Consider the following 16,575-nt stretch of genomic DNA (forward strand, 5'->3'; position numbering starts at 1 on the left):
GCATAATATTCACCGACAATCCCAGAGACTAATAAATTAGTCTTCGATTACAATACCCATACTACGCGCAGTACCTTCAACCATAAGCATCGCTGTTTCAACAGACGACGCGTTAAGGTCAGGCATTTTAAGTTCAGCGATTTCGCGAACTTTATCACGCTTAACCGTTGCTACCTTCTTACGGTTTGGTTCACCAGAACCGCTCTCGATACCAGCAGCTTTCTTCAAAAGAACTGCAGCTGGTGGAGTTTTCGTAATGAATGTAAACGAACGATCTTCGTATACCGTAATGACTACAGGAATAATCAATCCGGCTTGGTCTTGTGTACGAGCGTTGAACTCTTTACAGAATCCCATGATGTTAACACCTGCTTGACCAAGTGCTGGTCCTACTGGTGGTGCTGGGTTAGCTTTACCAGCTGGGATTTGAAGTTTAACGAGTTTAGTAACTTTTTTCGCCACGAGACACACCTCCTTAAGTCTAAAATGTGGTTTCTTGGACGTTGTGCGCCCTCCCACTCAATCTATTAGGTCGAGTTTGTACCGAAATAAAGCACAACATCAAACATTTCCGATTGTACCATCCGTTCCCGAGAATGGCAAGTGGGTTTAGTTAATTTTCTGAACTTGTTCGAAATCAAGTTCAATTTTTGTTTCACGGCCGAACATGTCAACGACAACTTTGAGCTTCTCTTTCTCAGTTTCGATTTCATCAATCGTACCTTCAAAGTTCTCAAATGCGCCTTCTTTGACACGGACGAGGTCGCCGAGTTCGTAGTTGTAACGATCTTTCTTCTCGATGAGACCCATCTGTGACAATACGTTCGTCACTTCGTCCGGTTGAAGCGGGATCGGCTTAGCGCCGCCCCCCGTCGAACCGAGGAAGCCGGTGACGTTCGGTGTGTTCCGAACGACATACCATGAATCATCCGTCATGATCATTTCGACGAAGACGTAACCTGGGAAGCTTTTCACTTCTTTTTCTTTAATCTTCTTCTCGCCACTCTTGAGAGTGACTTCTTCTTGCGTTGTTTCAGTCGGAACGAGGACGCGGAAAATTTTATCTTCCATGTTCATCGAACCGATTCGACGTTCTAGGTTTTCTTTGACGTTGTTTTCAAATCCAGAATACGTCTGGACAACAAACCATTGTTTCTCCACGGCTTTCACCTCTTTCCTTAGTTAATCAATAGGTTGACGAGATAACTGACACCAGTATCTACGCCGAACACGAACAGGCCGACCACGACGACCGTCGCGATGACCGTGATGGTATATTTTGTGAGCTCTTTACGAGTCGGCCAACTCGTTTTCTTTAACTCTTTCCATACATCGCGCAAAAAGTTCATGATAGCTTCCTCCTACGTTGAATGCCAATCTACGTTACTTTGATTCTCGATGTGTCGTATGTGCATTGCAACGACGACAGAACTTTTTCAGTTCGAGCCGCGTCGTCACGTCGTCTTGCTTAACGGTCGAATAACCGCTCGACCCGCAATCCGAACACGCGAGACTTACTTTCTTTGCCATTCATAAGCGCCCCTTTCGACAGCTCTCCCACTAAAAAAGAGCGAAAAAAAAACGCCTCCTGTAAATGGCGTCTACGGACAAGGCGCTGCCTTAAAAGTATCACATAGGAGGCTTGCGGTCAATATCGGTTAGCTCGTCAGCGTTTTGACGTCGACATGCCGCTCAAACTTTTTCTTCACGCGCTGTAGCGCATTATCAATCGACTTCACGTGACGGTCGAGGTCGTCTGAGATTTCTTGATACGAACGGCCGTCCAAATAAAGACGTAACACTTTTCGTTCCAAGTCACTCAGGAGCTCTTCCATCTTTTCTTCCATGAACAGTTGCTCTTCACGCGTGACGAGCAAATCTTGCGGGTCTGTCGGATGCGGCGGCAAAATCACATCAAGAAGCGTCCGGTCCGACTCGTCATCAAAAATCGGCTTATCGAGCGAGACGTAAGAGTTGAGCGGAATATGTTTTTGACGCGTCGCCGTTTTAATGGCGGTGATCATTTGACGCGTGATGCACATCTCAGCAAAACTTTTGAACGAAGCGAGCCGTTCGTCCCGATAGTCCCGAACCCCTTTATACAGACCGATCATCCCTTCTTGGACGATATCCTCGTGGTCGGCACCGATTAAAAAATAAGACCGTGCCTTCGCCCGAACGAAATATCGGTAACGTTCAATCAAAAACTCAAGAGCGTCGCTATCCCCTTCGTTACGCGCAAGAAAGACGAGCTCTTCGTCGGACATGTTTTCAAACTGCTCGTATGGCCATCCGTTCATGTTTCCTACCCCCCGGCGATTGATGAACTTATGTAAGTTTGTGCTCTCATTATAGGCGCCGTTTAAAACGACCGTCAAATAAAATTCTAAAAATTCCGTCAATTACAATTCGTGTAACTCATACATGTAATAGTATACAACATTTCTTTCCAAAAAAATGTCAAATTAAAAACAAAGACGAGTCCATTTCATGAACTCGTCCGTGAGTTTCGTCACCGCTTCATTTACGACGACGAATTTCTTCCAATCGGGCCCGCACATCTGGAGTGAGGTCGATTGTTTTTCGGTTGGATCGGTCCTGCTCAAGCGCCGACCGCTCTTGGGCGATTAACTGCTGCGCTTGTTTCCAATCTTTGAGCAGTTCGGCCGCGGGCACGCGGAGGGCGCCTTGACCGAAGATGACCCATTGCTCGGTGAAATCGTTCGTCGCGACGAATAACGTGACGAGACGATCATCGACGAGTTCATGGGCCCGCCGCTCAATCCATTCGTCCGCGGTCTCGTTCTCTTTCGTGTAGATGACCGCGATCCGACTCTGTTTCGCTTTCGACTCTCGTCCATAACGCATATGCGCATCGAAGACAATCGTCACTTCACGACCTGTGACCGCCTGATACTCGGCCATCGCTTCAATCAAGTCGGTACGTGCCTTCTCAAAATCGATGTCGCGCAGTTTGCGAAGGTGTGGCCAAGCGCCAATGATGTTATACCCATCCACGAGGAGCAGTTCCCGTTTCTTGATACTCATGACAATGGGTTACGTGAGCGGTGCACTTCATACAATAGAAGCGCGGCCGCGACCGAGGCGTTCAGCGATGTGACATGACCAACCATCGGCATATGGACGAGGAAGTCACACGACTCCCGCACGAGGCGGCTCATCCCTTTGCCCTCACTACCGATGACAACGACGAGCGGCATGTTCCCATCGAGGCGGCGATAATCTTGGCTCTCGCTCGCGTCCGTCCCGACGACCCATAGTCCTTTCTCTTTCAACTCTTCAAGCGTCCGCGTCAAGTTCGTGACGCGTGCGACCGGGATATACTCAATCGCACCCGTCGAGGCTTTCGCCACCGTCTGCGTCAATCCAACCGAGCGGCGCTTCGGAATGATGATTCCGTGGGCTCCGACCGCATCCGCCGTCCGAAGAATCGAACCGAGGTTGTGCGGGTCTTCGAGCTCATCGAGCAAGATGAAGAGCGGCGTTTCACCTTTCGACTCAGCGAGTGCGAACATGTCTTCAACCGACTTATATTCGTAAGCGGCGACCGCGGCGACAACGCCTTGGTGATGTTCACTGCCGGCCATCTTCTCGAGTTTCGTCTTCGGGACGAATGAGATTTGGACCGACGCCTCGTTGGCCATCCCGATGATTTGGGCGAGTGGCCCTTTCTGTTGGCCTTCCATGATGAAGACCTTGTTCATGTCCCGTCCGCTCCGGAGTGCTTCCATGACCGGGTTGCGCCCGTATAAAAAATCGATTCCTTCTTCCATCACATCGACTTCTTGGTAGTCCGGACGTTCTAGTTTCTGACGTTGCGGACGGTCGTTCCGTTCACCACGTGGGCGGTCATTCCGTTCGCCGCGTGGACGATCGAATGAGCGTTGCTCCCTTGCTCCGTCATGTCGTTTCGAATGACTCGGTTTCGAGCCATGCGAACGCTTGTTCGATGAGTTCTTCAAGACGATCCCTTCTTTCCATTAGATATGTGTAACCAATCAATGCTTCGAACGCGGTCGAGTAGCGATACGTATGAACATCTGTCCGCTTTGGGATTGAACCAGATTTCGCGTTCTTCCCGCGGCGGACGATGGCCGTTTCATCTTCGCTCAAGATGCCTGTCTCGAGCCAGTGGGTCACGACCCCAGCCTGGGCGGCCGCATTTACGTAGCGAATGGCGCCGCGGTGGAGATCGTTCGGCTTCGTCATCCCTTGTCCGAGCAGTCGTTTGCGTACCGCCATCTCATAGACGGCGTCCCCCATATAGGCGAGGGCGAGAGCGTTCAGTTGAGGAGCCTGTTGCTTCATAACCGCTTCCACCGCACCCCTTGGGCCGTATCTTCGAGTTGAATGTTCTGGTCTTTCAAGAGGTCACGAATCTCATCGGCACGCGCGAAGTTTCGCTCCGCCCGGGCCGTGTTCCGCTCTTGAATCAATTGATCGATTTCCGCGTCAAGCAGTTCCACTTCGTTCGCAATCGTTAAACCGAGCACGCCCGTCAATTCTTCGAACAGAGCGATTACGTGTTCCAACGTCGTTTTCGAGACGTGGTCCGCCTTTGCGTAGATATTGGCTTCACGCGCCAAGTCGAATAAGACCGTCACCGCGTTCGCCGTATTGATATCATCATCCATCGCTTCGATGAACGTGGTTTTAATTGTCGCGAGCTTGCGTTCCATCGCTTCACTCGGTTCTTCAAGACCAGCTGTGACCGACAGGCGGTACGCGACGTTTTGGTATGCTTCCTTGATGCGCTCCCATCCGTTCGCCGCTTGTTCAATCAACTCACGACTGTAGTTGATCGGATGGCGATAATGGACCGACAACATGAAGAAGCGGAGCACCATCGCATCGACTTCTTTCAACGCCTCATGGACGAGTAGGAAGTTGCCGAGCGATTTGGACATCTTCTCGTTCTCGATATTGATGAATCCGTTATGCAGCCAATAGTTGGCGAACTTCGTATGGTTGCACGCCTCCGATTGGGCAATCTCGTTCTCGTGGTGCGGGAACTTCAAGTCATGGCCCCCGGCGTGAATGTCGATCGTCGTGCCAAGGTGTTTTTTCGCCATCGCTGAACACTCGATGTGCCAGCCTGGACGACCTTGTCCCCATGGACTCTCCCATGCCGGCTCACCTGGTTTCGCGGCTTTCCACAAGACGAAATCGAGCGGGTCTTCTTTCTTTTCCCCGACGTCGACACGTGATCCCGCGCGTAAGTCTTCAATCGACTGCTGGCTCAATTTGCCATACGTCTCAAACTTACGCGTCCGGAAATAGACGTCCCCGCCTGCTTCATACGCAAAGTCCTGCGTCTCGAGTTCGCGGATGAATGTGATAATCTCTTCCATCGTGTCCGTGACACGTGGATGGACGTCCGCCGGCAATACGTTCAAGGCACCCGTGTCTGCCAAATACGCGTCGATATACCGATTCGTCAACGTACCGACGTCTTCTCCGAGCTCATTGGCGGTCCGAATGATTTTATCGTCGACATCTGTAAAGTTGAGGACGTATTTGACGTCATAGCCTCGATACGTCAAGTAGCGGCGGACCGTATCAAAGGCAATCGCTGGACGAGCATTGCCGACGTGAATGTAATTGTAAACGGTCGGTCCACATACATACATCGACACTTTCCCAGGTACGATTGGTACAAACGGCTCTTTTTTATTCGTGAGGCTGTTGTAAAACTGAATCATGTGTATTCTCCTCCATCCGTTTCTCTAATGAAGCAAGTTTGTCTTCTAGCTGAGCGACGGCACGTTCCAGCCGCTCTTGGCACTCGCGGTCCGGGTCGGGGAAGCGGTGATCGAGATCATGCTGCTTAACCCGCTCACCGTTCCGGATGACGACCCGGCCTGGAATCCCGACGACCGTCGAGTCGGATGGGACGTCTTTTAAAACGACAGAACTCGCCCCGATTTTGACGCAATCGCCAATCGTGATATTGCCGAGCACTTTCGCCCCGGCAGAGATGAGGACATCATTCCCGATCGTCGGGTGACGTTTCCCTTTCTCTTTTCCCGTTCCGCCGAGCGTCACGCCCTGATAAATCGTTACATTGTTACCGATAATCGCCGTCTCACCAATGACGATGCCAAACCCGTGATCGATAAAGAGACGTTCACCGATGACCGCACCGGGATGAATCTCAATTCCCGTCAACCAACGGCTCGTCTGCGCGATTAACTTCGCCATTAACTTGACTTTGCGCGTCCATAGACCGTGCGCGATTCGATGTGCCCACAGGGCGTGTAACCCTGGATAGGTCAAGACGACCTCTATTTTTGATCTTGCGGCCGGGTCGAGTTCGAGCACGTTTCGTATATCGGCGCTCACACTTTTCCAAAATCCCATAATTGTTCTCCTTTTCCATATCAAAAACAAAGACGCCCCTGTGCCAAGGCACAGAGACGCCGTAAGCGCGGTTCCACTCTGTTTGGGAAAGTTCCCCTCTCATGTCTCGTTAACGCCGAGTCGCGGTCCCGACTACGTATCGCCGGAACGGCTCCGAGGTGCACTTCGACGGGGGACGCTTCTAGAACTTCCAGCCTAGGTTCTAGTCTCTGTTAAGTGTCATACCGCTTACTTTCCTCATCGTTGCCTTTAAGCTAATAATGTTGTGAGACGCGCCAAGACACGCTCTTTGCCAATTAGTGAAATGGCGTTCGGAAGCTCTGGTCCGTGCGTCTGCCCGGTCGTCGCGACCCGGATCGGCATGAACAAGTTCTTTCCTTTTTGGCCAGTCGCCTTTTGTGTCGCTTTCGTCGCTGCTTTGACGGCTTCCGGTGTGAAGTCTTCGATTGCTTCAAGTTGAGCCTTGAATTCGGCGAGGACAGCCGGTACCGTTTCTCCAGCGAGGACCGCATTGGCCTCTTCGTCGTATTCGACCTCGTCTTTAAAGAACAGGTCCGTCAACGTCACGATTTCAGCACCGTGTGTCATTTGTTCTTTATAGAGGGCGATCAACGCTGTCGCCCAATCGGCTTGTTCTATCGACAAGGCGTTCGGTAAACGTCCTGCTTCTTGTAAGAATGGTAAACTGAGTGCCACCACTTCGTCAAGCGAAGCCTGTTTCATATAGACGCTGTTGATCCAAGCAAGCTTCTGTTGGTCAAAGACGGCCGGGCTCTTCGACAAACGACTCGCATCAAACATCTCGATGAACGCTTCTTTCGTGAAGATCTCCTCTTCTCCGACCGGCGACCAACCGAGGAGCGAGATGAAGTTAAAGAGTGCCCCTGGAAGGTATCCGAGATCAGCGTATTGTTCGATAAACTGAATAATCGACTCATCACGCTTCGATAACTTCTTATGGTTCTCGTTATAAATCAATGTCATATGACCAAACGCCGGATAGTCCCAACCGAGAGCGTCATAGACCATCATCTGTTTCGGTGTGTTAGCGATATGATCATCCCCGCGCAACACGTGGCTGATTTTCATCAAGTGATCGTCGACGACGACAGCGAAGTTATACGTCGGGATGCCGTCCTGTTTGACGATGACCCAGTCTCCGAAGTCTTTCGACTCGAACGAGACGTCGCCTTTGACGACATCGGTCCACTTATATGTGACCGACTCTGGTACACGAATCCGAATCGACGGTTTACGTCCTTCGGCTTCGAACGCAGCTTGCTCTTCGTCGCTCAAGTTACGATGTGCACCCGAATACCGCGGTGCCTCGCCGCGTGCGATTTGAGCCTCACGCTCCGCCTCGAGTTCTTCAGACGTCATATAGCATTTATAGGCGAGTCCGTTGTCCATCAACTCGTTCACGTATTTATTGTAAAGGTCGAGTCGTTCCATTTGGAAGTAAGGACCATGATCGCCGCCGCGACCTGGACCTTCATCCCAATCGATTCCGAGCCATTCCAAATACTTCATCTGACTCTCGACACCGTTTTCCACGTTCCGCTTTTGGTCCGTGTCCTCGATTCGGAGAATCATCTTCCCGCCGGCATGGCGAGCATACAAATAGTTAAATAGCGCGGTCCGGGCGTTCCCAATATGAAGGTGACCCGTCGGACTCGGCGCATAGCGTACGCGCACTTCACTCATAATATTTCCACCTTTCTTCTCTTCTGCCCAAATAGTATACCACTTTTGTCAAGCGCGGTTGAGCAGGATGACCGCCTGGGCGGCAATTCCTTCTTCACGTCCGGTGAAGCCTAGCTTTTCAGTCGTCGTCGCTTTGACGTTCACTTGGCTGATGTCTGCCTCGAGCAACTCGGCGATGACCGCTCGCATATCGTCGATGTACGTGCGAAGCTTTGGCCGCTCCGCCATCACTGTCGCATCGACGTTGCCGAGCACATAGCCTTCCGCTTTGACGAGTTGCCAGACGTGCTGCAACAACACTTTCGAGTCCGCGTCCTTAAATTCCGGGTCCGTATCCGGGAAATGCTTGCCGATATCCCCCGCCGCAATCGCTCCGAGCGCTGCATCGGCAATCGTATGCAACAAGACGTCCGCATCCGAGTGGCCAAGCAGGCCGCGGTCGTGTGGAATCTCGATTCCCCCTAAAATGAGCGGACGCCCTTCGGCGAACGCATGTACATCAAATCCTTGTCCGATTCTCATCGATAGTCCTCCTTCGTTAAAATCGCTTCACCAAATAATAAATCTTCCGGGGTCGTCATTTTAATGTTGTGGTAATCCCCCGGGATAATCGTCACCCGTTGCCCGGTCCATTCGAATAGACTGGCATCATCCGTCCCGATAAAACGAGCAGCTTCTGCCCGCTCATGGGCGGCTTGAATGGCGCCTGCCGGAAACGCTTGGGGCGTCTGCGCCAACCATAGTGCCTCACGCGGCACCGTCTGCGTGATGTGTCCGTCCGTCACTTGTTTAACCGTATCTTTGACCGGAACAGCGAGAATCGCCCCTGCCGTCTTGGCCGCTTCGGCGATGGCATGAAGTTGGTCAAGGCGCACAAATGGCCGTGCCCCGTCATGAATCAAGACGACATCTTCGGGATTGACGACTTGCAATCCGGCTCGAACGCTCTGTTGTCGTTCTTCCCCACCCGTCACATATGTAATCGGGGTTTGGACATGACGCAACTGCTGCTCGAACCACGCTTGCTCCTCAGGACGCACCGCGAGCACAATGCGCGCGCACCATGCATCTCTCGCGAACGCTGCCACGGTCCACACGATAATCGGTTTTCCTTGCAGCGTCAGCATCAACTTATTCTCATCGGCTCCCATCCGCTTTCCTTTTCCTGCGGCCGGAATGACAACCGTATAGCGTACCATTCCATTCACCCCTTTTCGCGAAAAAAGAGAGCGCCGATGCGTCTCTTTTTCCACTTATTTATTCAGGACGAGCAAAAATCATGCGGCCAGCCGACGTCTGAAGCACGCTCGTGACGACAACGGGTAACGTCTTCGAGATCAGCTTGCGCCCACCTTCAACGACGACCATCGTGCCATCTTCGAGATAGGCGACACCTTGATTTTGTTCTTTTCCTTCTTTAATGACCGTCACGACCATCTCTTCTCCTGGAATGACGATCTGTTTGACCGAGTTGGCCAAATCGTTAATGTTCAATACTGGGACGTTCCGAACTTCACACACTTTGTTCAAGTTGTAGTCGTTCGTGACGACGATGCCTTTTTTCAATTCGGCCAACTTGATCAATTTGATATCCACTTCGGCGACGTCTTCAAAATCCCCATCATAGATTTCCACTTCGATCCGATCGTTGTCTTGTAACTCTTTTAAAATATCAAGACCGCGACGGCCCCGGTTACGCTTCAGCGTATCCGACGAGTCCGCAATATATTGAAGCTCACCGATGACGAACTGCGGCACGATGAGTGTCCCTTCGATGAAACCGGTCTTCGAGATATCAGCGATTCGACCATCGATGATGACGCTCGTATCCAAAATTTTATCGTTAGAGCGGCGCAATGGTTCCGCGGCCGGCTTCTCTCGTTCACTTTTGACGAACAGTTTAATCCATTCATTCCGCTTCCGGTAACCGACGGCAAAGCCGAAGTAACCGAACAGAGCGGTCACAAAAATCGGTACAATCTTGCTGAGCAAGAAGATATTCGTCACTTCTAACGAGACGCTGATCAAAAAGGCGATCAACAAACCAATAATCAATCCGATCGAGCCAAACAAAATATCGCCGACCGGCAAACGGACAAGCCGTTCTTCGATAAAACGGATAAATTTAACGACCCCATCGGTCAAGAACAAACTAAGAATGAAGAAGATAAGTCCACCAATCAAACTAGCAACGTAAGGAATCGTCAACCAAGCCGGTACACTCACACCAAGGTCGCCTAATAGCAACATCGCTTCGATAATTCCAAACCAACCGACGACGAGTCCAATCAATATAAATCCGATTCGTACAGCAATCTTCACTCATTCCACCTCCTTCATTATGAATTAAAATTTCAAGAAATTAACACTTTCATTGTAACACGGTTCTTTTGAAAGCGTTCGTTACAAAGCGTTAAAAACTGCCGGAAGCGCCCCGTCAGAACGGGATAGCGAGTTGGAGCGCTTCATCGACAGTACTGACACCGACGACATCGATACCAGGCGGGGCCGTCCAGCCCCCGAGGTTGTTTTTCGGAATGATGGCCCGGGTGAAACCAAGCTTGGCCGCTTCAGCGACACGTTGCTCAATCCGTGACACACGCCGTACCTCACCGGTCAAACCGACTTCACCGATACATACATCCGTCGGACGGGTCGGACGGTCCCGGAAGCTTGATGCGATCGAAATACAGATGGCCAAGTCGATGGCTGGTTCGTCCAATTTAACGCCCCCGGCCGCCTTCAAATAAGCGTCTTGCGTTTGGAGCAAGAGACCCGAACGCTTCTCGAGCACAGCCATGAGAAGTGCGACCCGGTTCTGGTCAATCCCGGTCGCCATCCGGCGCGGATTCCCGAACGAGGTCGGCGAGATGAGCGCCTGTAACTCGACGAGCACGGTCCGCGTCCCTTCCATCGATGCGACGACGGTGGAGCCCGAGACGCCAGCAGTTCGTTCTTCCAGGAAGATTTCAGACGGATTGAGCACTTCTTCGAGCCCGCCTTCTTTCATTTCAAAGATGCCAATCTCGTTCGTCGAACCGAACCGATTTTTGACGGCCCGTAAAATTCGGAATGTATGGTGACGCTCCCCTTCGAAGTAAAGGACCGCATCCACCATATGCTCGAGCAGACGAGGACCGGCAATCGAACCTTGTTTCGTCACGTGACCGACGATAAAGACGGCCACTCCTCGCGTTTTAGCGATTTTCATGAGCGCCGCTGTACATTCTCGGACTTGAGCGACACTACCTGGCGCTGATTGAATTTCATCCATATAAACGGTTTGAATCGAGTCGATGATGACGAACCCCGGTTCTTCTTCATCGATGACTCGTTCAATCATCAACATGTCCGTCTCTGCGAGGACATATAAGTCTTCAGTCGGCAGACCGAGCCGTTCGGCTCGGAGTTTCGTCTGTTTGAGCGATTCTTCCCCGGAAATATAGAGCACTTTCCGTCCACTATGAGCCAAATGGGCACTCACTTGAAGCAGAATCGTCGACTTCCCGATTCCCGGGTCCCCACCGACGAGGACGAGCGAGCCTGGGACAATACCGCCACCGAGCACCCGGTCAAACTCTTGACTGTTCGTATGGACGCGCGTCTCTTCTTGCGACACGACGTCCGACAGACGTTCTGGCTTCAACTGTCTCGAGGAGCTATGGACGAATGCGGCTCCCCGCTTCGCCTTTTTCTCTTCGACAAATTCTTCGACGAGCGTATTCCACTCGTTACAACCTGGGCAACGTCCCATCCATTTTGCGGATTCGTATCCGCATGACTGACATACATACTTCGTTTTAATTTTTGCCATGATGTTCCTTTCCGTCTAAAAAAGCCCCCTCACACGAGAGAGGGAGCCTTGTAGTTACTGAACGACACCTTCATTACGGACGACGAATTCGCCATCTTGTACATCGAGCGCCACTTTGCTGCCTTTTGTGATGCTGCCACTGAGCATCGCTTCTGAGAGTCGGTCCTCAACCTCACGCTGGAGCGCACGGCGGAGTGGACGAGCCCCGTATTCCGGATCGTACCCGACTTCGGCGATTTTCTCGAGCGCCGATTCCGTCAAGCTGAAATCAATCCCTTGTTCTCCGAGACGTTTTGTAAGTGTCTCGGCCATAAGTTTGACGATTTCTTGGATGTGTTCTTTTTGGAGCGAGTGGAAGACGGTGATTTCGTCAATCCGGTTCAAGAACTCAGGACGAAACGCCTTCTTCAACTCTTCCATAACTTTATCTTTCATTTCCGTATATTCACGCTTCACGTCATCTTCAACCGTGAACCCGACGTACTTGTTCCGTTTGAGCGCTGCCGCACCGACGTTTGACGTCATGATGATGACCGTGTTCCGGAAGTCGACCGTACGCCCTTTCGAGTCGGTCAAGCGACCGTCATCGAGCACTTGGAGCAAGATGTTGAACACTTCAGGGTGAGCCTTTTCAATCTCATCAAGCAAGATGACCGAATATGGTTTGCGGCGAACTTTCTCTGTCAATTGACCGCCCTCTTCATAACCGACGTAACCTGGAGGCGATCCAACGAGACGACTCGTCGCGTGTTTCTCCATGTACTCCGACATGTCGATTCGGATGATGGCGTCTTCGTCACCGAACAACGCTTCAGCTACAGCACGAGCCAGCTCGGTTTTCCCGACACCAGTTGGTCCGAGGAAGACGAACGAACCAATCGGACGTTTCGGATCTTTCAATCCAGCACGTGCTCGGCGAATCGCCCGCGAAATCGATTTAACGGCTTCATCTTGACCGATGACTCGGCCGTGGAGAATTGATTCGAGTTTGAGGAGACGGTCTGTCTCTTCTTCAGCAATCTTCGTCACAGGTACTCCTGTCCAGTTGGCGACGACTTGCGCGATATCTTCTTTCGTTACTTCGAGTTTTTCGTTCCCTTGCTTATTCTGCCATTCCGATTTGAGCTGTTCGAGTTCATCTCGAAGTTTCTGTTCGGTATCGCGTAGTGAGGCCGCCTTCTCGAACTCTTGACTCTGTACAGCCGAATCTTTTTCTTTGCGAATCGACTCAAGACGAGCCTCGAGTTCTTTCAAGTTCGGCGGTGCCGTGAATGAGCGAAGTCTTACTTTCGAAGCAGCCTCATCGACGAGGTCGATCGCTTTATCTGGAAGGAAGCGGTCCGAGATGTAGCGGTCCGAGAGAACAACGGCCTCATGAATCGCTTCATCTGTGATTGTGACGCGATGGTGCGCCTCGTAACGATCACGTAACCCGAAGAGAATTTGTTCTGCCTCATCCGTCGTCGGTTCATTGACTTGAATTGGTTGGAAGCGACGTTCGAGCGCGGCATCCTTCTCGATATATTTACGATACTCATCGAGTGTCGTCGCACCGATACATTGAAGTTCGCCACGTGCGAGTGACGGTTTCAAAATATTCGATGCATCGATGGCGCCTTCTGCACCCCCAGCACCAATTAACGTATGCAACTCGTCAATGAAAAGAATGACGTTCCCAGCTTGGCGAATCTCATCCATCACTTTTTTCAAACGATCTTCAAATTCACCGCGGTACTTCGTTCCAGCGACGAGTGTACCCATATCGAGCACCATGACGCGTTTATTCCGAAGTGTTTCCGGTACTTCATTGTTGATGATCTGTTGGGCGAGCCCTTCGACGACTGCCGTCTTCCCGACCCCTGGTTCCCCGATGAGGACCGGGTTGTTTTTCGTCCGGCGTGATAACACTTCGATGACACGTTGAATTTCGCCTGAGCGACCGATGACCGGATCAAGACGGGATTCTCGCGCTTGCTGTGTCAAATCACGAGCTAAGCCGTCAAGCGTCGGTGTAGCAGCACTTGTACCTGGTTGTGATGCATTAGCTGACGACTCAGTGTTTCCTAAGAGCTGGAGCACTTGCTGACGCGCCTTCGTCAAGCTGATCCCAAGGTTGTTCAAGACTCGAGCTGCCACCCCTTCTCCTTCGCGAATGACGCCGAGGAGAATGTGTTCAGTCCCGACATAAGAGTGACCAAGTTTCCGTGCTTCATCCATCGATAGCTCAATCACTTTTTTCGCACGTGGCGTATAGTGAATCGTCGATCCATTTTCTGAACCTCGTCCGATGAGTGCCTCCACTTCTTGCTGAATCTTTTCAGACGTAAGTCCGAGAGCGAACAGTGCCTTAGCGGCAATCCCTTCTCCCTCGCGAACAAGTCCGAGTAAAATGTGTTCCGTACCGATATTATGATGGCCAAGCCGTACTGCTTCCTCTTGTGCTAAAGCTAATACGCGCTGAGCTCGTTCTGTAAATCGACCAAACATCATTGACAAAACCTCCTTAAAGTTGGATCAAACTAACCCATGATCTAACGTTCGACGAACGAGCGTCGCACGTTCGCGATCTCGTTCTTTCGTAGATAATGTTTTCCCGAAATGCTTTTGTAGGAAACCTGATTGAAGCTTTACAATCAATTCGTGAAACTGAGGTGGACTCCAATCCGATAAAATACCCAGGTCACTCGCCAAGTGAAGATCGGATAGGCGTTCGACAGCTTCTGTTGACGATAGCAGTTTTGCATAACGTAAAATCCCATACGAGCGATAAAACTGATCTTCTAACTCGTCCTGGTTGCGAGCCAATAACTCTTCGCGGGCTTGTCGCTCTGCCTGAATGACTTGTTCCGTAATCTCCATGAAGTCGGTTAACAGTTGGGTTTCATGGCTCCCTAACGTGCGTTGGTTCGATAATTGGAACAGTCGCCCCGCCGCATCACTGCCTTCCCCGTAACGTCCCCGAATCGTATATCCGAGCTTCCGAAGTTCTTTTAGAATAGGAGTTATCCGTCCGGTTAACGTCAGTCCTGGTAGATGAAGCATCACCGAGGCTCGTAAACCCGTCCCGATATTACTCGGACATGTTGTCAAATAACCTAGCTGTTCATCAAATGCGTAAGGAAGGGACTCCCCACAGAGAGCATCGACACGTCTTGCCAGTTCGAAAGCCTCTTCTACTTGATAACCTGGGAGTAGAGTTTGAATTCGTAAATGGTCTTCTTCATTGATGAGTACGCTGATCGTCTCATCATCACTTAAAAAGACGGCACTTTGTTCTTTCGCGGCAATCGTAGGGCTAATCAAATGCTTTTCAACGAGCGCTTGTCGGGTCACCTGATCATAAGCACCCATATGCAAATACTCAAAACCTTGCAATCCTCCAAGTGACGCTTCAATCCGTTCACAAAGTTGTTGCTGTCCTTCCTCCGATAATACAGGAGAAAAGACGGTGTCTTTTAAATTGCGCGCTAGACGAATGCGAGTCGAGATGACCAAATCATCTAACTTGGCTCGCTCTCTCATTTTAGGACCAAGTGGATGTTTAAGATAAGACTCCATCACGCCTCACCTCGCCCTTTCAATTGATTGATCTCTTTTTTCAGCCTGGCTGCGCGTTCATAATCTTCTTGTTCGACGGCTCGTTCCAACTCCCCTGCTAACTTTGCAAGTCGCTCTTCGATTCGCTCGTCGGGAGTCCGTAACGCATCTGGCATCGAACCTACATGTTCATCATGGCCTTGTTGATACTGACGTGTGATTTTAATCAATTCTTCGCGAAAGACGGTATAACAAGTGGTACAGCCCGCTTTTCGAAGATGAGCTAATTCAGTTTGTGTCAATTGACAGCCCGGGCACCGTTTCACAGCTGGTACGTAACCTGCCATCAGTTCAACTGTACATTGACGACATAGTCGTCTCGTCACCGGTATCCCGTTCTCGACTACTTGGATCTCATTGATGGCAGGTCGCCGTTTGCATCGTTCGCATAACATCTCTTTATGCCTCCGTCGGTCAATGGTAACTAAGTAACTTCATTAATGCGAGTAACTGTTGTCTTCGAATCAAGTGACGATCGTCAGCGTGTAACCCAAGCGCTTCATCAGACAATAAATGATACAACAAGCGCACTTCCCGCTCACTCAACATCCCTTCTTCAAATAAGCGAATCAAGATGTTCTCGACAAGCTGTTCGGAAAGACGAGGATGGTCTTGTAAAATATCCATCAAGCTGACCAACACGTCTTGCTTTTCATGTAAAATTACGCGGCGAATGCGAATATATCCCCCGCCCCCACGCTTACTTTCGACAAGATAGCCCTTCTCGACCGTAAAGCGCGTATTGATGACGTAGTTGATTTGAGACGGAACACATTCGAAACGCTTGGCAATATCTTGCCGTTTAATCTCGATTGCTTCGGCCTGGCTCTCCTTCAGCACTTGTTTTAAATACTGTTCGATTACATCCGATATGTTTCTCATCTCCACCACCCTCTGACCATCTTTGACTTTTGACTATATTCTATCATTGATTCAAAAAAAGGCAAACGAAAAGCGATGTCGCAACTGCGACACCGCTTTAAACAGAAAAAAGACGACCGAGCGGATGCTCGATCGTCTTTCGCGTTGGCCTGGCAACGTCCTATCCTCACAGGGGGAGACCCCCAACTACTTTCGGC

Annotated in this window: 19 protein-coding genes and 1 other annotated feature; all 19 genes read right to left on the reverse strand. The window is 50.8% G+C overall.

The features are described 5' to 3' along the window. Positions 1-36: 36 nt before the first annotated feature. The gene (gene rplK, locus KNP95_RS14920; RefSeq protein ID WP_021066593.1) at positions 37-462 is read right to left on the reverse strand and encodes a 50S ribosomal protein L11; all 426 of its coding nucleotides are present in this window, start codon (positions 460-462) and stop codon (positions 37-39) included. A gap of 147 nt (positions 463-609) precedes the next feature. After that, the gene (gene nusG / locus KNP95_RS14925; protein WP_021066592.1) at positions 610-1,161 is read right to left on the reverse strand and encodes a transcription termination/antitermination protein NusG; all 552 of its coding nucleotides are present in this window, start codon (positions 1,159-1,161) and stop codon (positions 610-612) included. 17 nt (positions 1,162-1,178) lie between these two features. Further along, positions 1,179-1,349: a preprotein translocase subunit SecE gene (gene secE / locus KNP95_RS14930; protein ID WP_021066591.1), complete on the reverse strand. Its 171-nt coding sequence runs from the start codon at positions 1,347-1,349 to the stop codon at positions 1,179-1,181. Between the two features lie 34 nt (positions 1,350-1,383). Continuing rightward, entirely contained in the window at positions 1,384-1,530 is a 147-nt protein-coding gene (gene rpmG / locus KNP95_RS14935) for a 50S ribosomal protein L33 (protein WP_214828449.1), read from the reverse strand. Positions 1,531-1,658: 128 nt separating this feature from the next. Next, positions 1,659-2,300 (reverse strand): RNA polymerase sporulation sigma factor SigH, encoded by a 642-nt coding sequence (gene sigH, locus KNP95_RS14940; RefSeq protein ID WP_021066589.1) that lies wholly within the window; start codon positions 2,298-2,300, stop codon positions 1,659-1,661. Between the two features lie 220 nt (positions 2,301-2,520). Continuing rightward, positions 2,521-3,048: an NYN domain-containing protein gene (locus KNP95_RS14945; RefSeq protein WP_029594425.1), complete on the reverse strand. Its 528-nt coding sequence runs from the start codon at positions 3,046-3,048 to the stop codon at positions 2,521-2,523. After that, positions 3,045-3,794, reverse strand: a complete 750-nt coding sequence (rlmB, locus tag KNP95_RS14950; protein ID WP_029594424.1) for a 23S rRNA (guanosine(2251)-2'-O)-methyltransferase RlmB — start codon at positions 3,792-3,794, stop codon at positions 3,045-3,047. Before rlmB ends, KNP95_RS14945 begins: the two co-directional genes overlap by 4 nt. A gap of 127 nt (positions 3,795-3,921) precedes the next feature. Then, entirely contained in the window at positions 3,922-4,329 is a 408-nt protein-coding gene (locus KNP95_RS14955) for a Mini-ribonuclease 3 (RefSeq protein WP_214838151.1), read from the reverse strand. Then, positions 4,326-5,723 (reverse strand): cysteine--tRNA ligase, encoded by a 1,398-nt coding sequence (gene cysS, locus KNP95_RS14960; RefSeq protein WP_214838154.1) that lies wholly within the window; start codon positions 5,721-5,723, stop codon positions 4,326-4,328. Before cysS ends, KNP95_RS14955 begins: the two co-directional genes overlap by 4 nt. Continuing rightward, on the reverse strand, positions 5,692-6,381 hold the full coding sequence (cysE, locus tag KNP95_RS14965; protein ID WP_021066584.1) for a serine O-acetyltransferase: 690 nt from the start codon (positions 6,379-6,381) through the stop codon (positions 5,692-5,694). Before cysE ends, cysS begins: the two co-directional genes overlap by 32 nt. 49 nt (positions 6,382-6,430) lie before the next feature. Beyond that, positions 6,431-6,634: a binding site (T-box leader), on the reverse strand. Next, positions 6,631-8,088 (reverse strand): glutamate--tRNA ligase, encoded by a 1,458-nt coding sequence (gene gltX, locus KNP95_RS14970; RefSeq protein ID WP_198922703.1) that lies wholly within the window; start codon positions 8,086-8,088, stop codon positions 6,631-6,633. (Overlaps the previous feature by 4 nt.) 45 nt (positions 8,089-8,133) lie before the next feature. Then, on the reverse strand, positions 8,134-8,607 hold the full coding sequence (gene ispF / locus KNP95_RS14975; RefSeq protein WP_021066582.1) for a 2-C-methyl-D-erythritol 2,4-cyclodiphosphate synthase: 474 nt from the start codon (positions 8,605-8,607) through the stop codon (positions 8,134-8,136). Continuing rightward, positions 8,604-9,284, reverse strand: a complete 681-nt coding sequence (ispD, locus tag KNP95_RS14980; RefSeq protein ID WP_214838156.1) for a 2-C-methyl-D-erythritol 4-phosphate cytidylyltransferase — start codon at positions 9,282-9,284, stop codon at positions 8,604-8,606. The genes ispF and ispD overlap by 4 nt, the downstream gene beginning before the upstream one ends. Positions 9,285-9,342: 58 nt before the next feature. Continuing rightward, a complete protein-coding gene (locus KNP95_RS14985) occupies positions 9,343-10,407 on the reverse strand; it encodes a PIN/TRAM domain-containing protein (RefSeq protein WP_021066580.1) in 1,065 nt (354 codons plus the stop codon). A 115-nt stretch (positions 10,408-10,522) separates the two neighbouring features. Then, on the reverse strand, positions 10,523-11,899 hold the full coding sequence (radA, locus tag KNP95_RS14990; RefSeq protein WP_021066579.1) for a DNA repair protein RadA: 1,377 nt from the start codon (positions 11,897-11,899) through the stop codon (positions 10,523-10,525). A gap of 54 nt (positions 11,900-11,953) precedes the next feature. Continuing rightward, on the reverse strand, positions 11,954-14,389 hold the full coding sequence (gene clpC, locus KNP95_RS14995; protein ID WP_029594418.1) for an ATP-dependent protease ATP-binding subunit ClpC: 2,436 nt from the start codon (positions 14,387-14,389) through the stop codon (positions 11,954-11,956). A gap of 24 nt (positions 14,390-14,413) precedes the next feature. Beyond that, a complete protein-coding gene (locus KNP95_RS15000; protein WP_021066577.1) occupies positions 14,414-15,457 on the reverse strand; it encodes a protein arginine kinase in 1,044 nt (347 codons plus the stop codon). Beyond that, a complete protein-coding gene (locus tag KNP95_RS15005) occupies positions 15,457-15,891 on the reverse strand; it encodes a UvrB/UvrC motif-containing protein (RefSeq protein ID WP_029594416.1) in 435 nt (144 codons plus the stop codon). Before KNP95_RS15005 ends, KNP95_RS15000 begins: the two co-directional genes overlap by 1 nt. 19 nt (positions 15,892-15,910) lie before the next feature. Further along, the gene (locus KNP95_RS15010; protein ID WP_021066575.1) at positions 15,911-16,378 is read right to left on the reverse strand and encodes a CtsR family transcriptional regulator; all 468 of its coding nucleotides are present in this window, start codon (positions 16,376-16,378) and stop codon (positions 15,911-15,913) included. Between the last annotated feature and the right edge of the window lie 197 nt (positions 16,379-16,575).

It is taken from the genome of Exiguobacterium sp. s36 (genome assembly GCF_018618345.1).
Classification (GTDB): domain Bacteria; phylum Bacillota; class Bacilli; order Exiguobacteriales; family Exiguobacteriaceae; genus Exiguobacterium; species Exiguobacterium chiriqhucha.

Bases quoted from the DNA above. Each gene is read 5' to 3' on its own strand.
- secE (WP_021066591.1), bottom strand. From the start codon at position 1,349: ATGAACTTTTTGCGCGATGTATGGAAAGAGTTAAAGAAAACGAGTTGG.
- rpmG (WP_214828449.1), bottom strand. From the start codon at position 1,530: ATGGCAAAGAAAGTAAGTCTCGCGTGTTCGGATTGCGGGTCGAGCGGT.
- sigH (WP_021066589.1), bottom strand. From the start codon at position 2,300: ATGAACGGATGGCCATACGAGCAGTTTGAAAACATGTCCGACGAAGAG.
- KNP95_RS14945 (WP_029594425.1), bottom strand. From the start codon at position 3,048: ATGAGTATCAAGAAACGGGAACTGCTCCTCGTGGATGGGTATAACATC.
- rlmB (WP_029594424.1), bottom strand. From the start codon at position 3,794: ATGGAAGAAGGAATCGATTTTTTATACGGGCGCAACCCGGTCATGGAA.
- KNP95_RS14955 (WP_214838151.1), bottom strand. From the start codon at position 4,329: ATGAAGCAACAGGCTCCTCAACTGAACGCTCTCGCCCTCGCCTATATG.
- cysS (WP_214838154.1), bottom strand. From the start codon at position 5,723: ATGATTCAGTTTTACAACAGCCTCACGAATAAAAAAGAGCCGTTTGTA.
- cysE (WP_021066584.1), bottom strand. From the start codon at position 6,381: ATGGGATTTTGGAAAAGTGTGAGCGCCGATATACGAAACGTGCTCGAA.
- ispF (WP_021066582.1), bottom strand. From the start codon at position 8,607: ATGAGAATCGGACAAGGATTTGATGTACATGCGTTCGCCGAAGGGCGT.
- ispD (WP_214838156.1), bottom strand. From the start codon at position 9,284: ATGGTACGCTATACGGTTGTCATTCCGGCCGCAGGAAAAGGAAAGCGG.
- radA (WP_021066579.1), bottom strand. From the start codon at position 11,899: ATGGCAAAAATTAAAACGAAGTATGTATGTCAGTCATGCGGATACGAA.
- clpC (WP_029594418.1), bottom strand. From the start codon at position 14,389: ATGATGTTTGGTCGATTTACAGAACGAGCTCAGCGCGTATTAGCTTTA.
- KNP95_RS15000 (WP_021066577.1), bottom strand. From the start codon at position 15,457: ATGGAGTCTTATCTTAAACATCCACTTGGTCCTAAAATGAGAGAGCGA.
- KNP95_RS15005 (WP_029594416.1), bottom strand. From the start codon at position 15,891: ATGTTATGCGAACGATGCAAACGGCGACCTGCCATCAATGAGATCCAA.
- KNP95_RS15010 (WP_021066575.1), bottom strand. From the start codon at position 16,378: ATGAGAAACATATCGGATGTAATCGAACAGTATTTAAAACAAGTGCTG.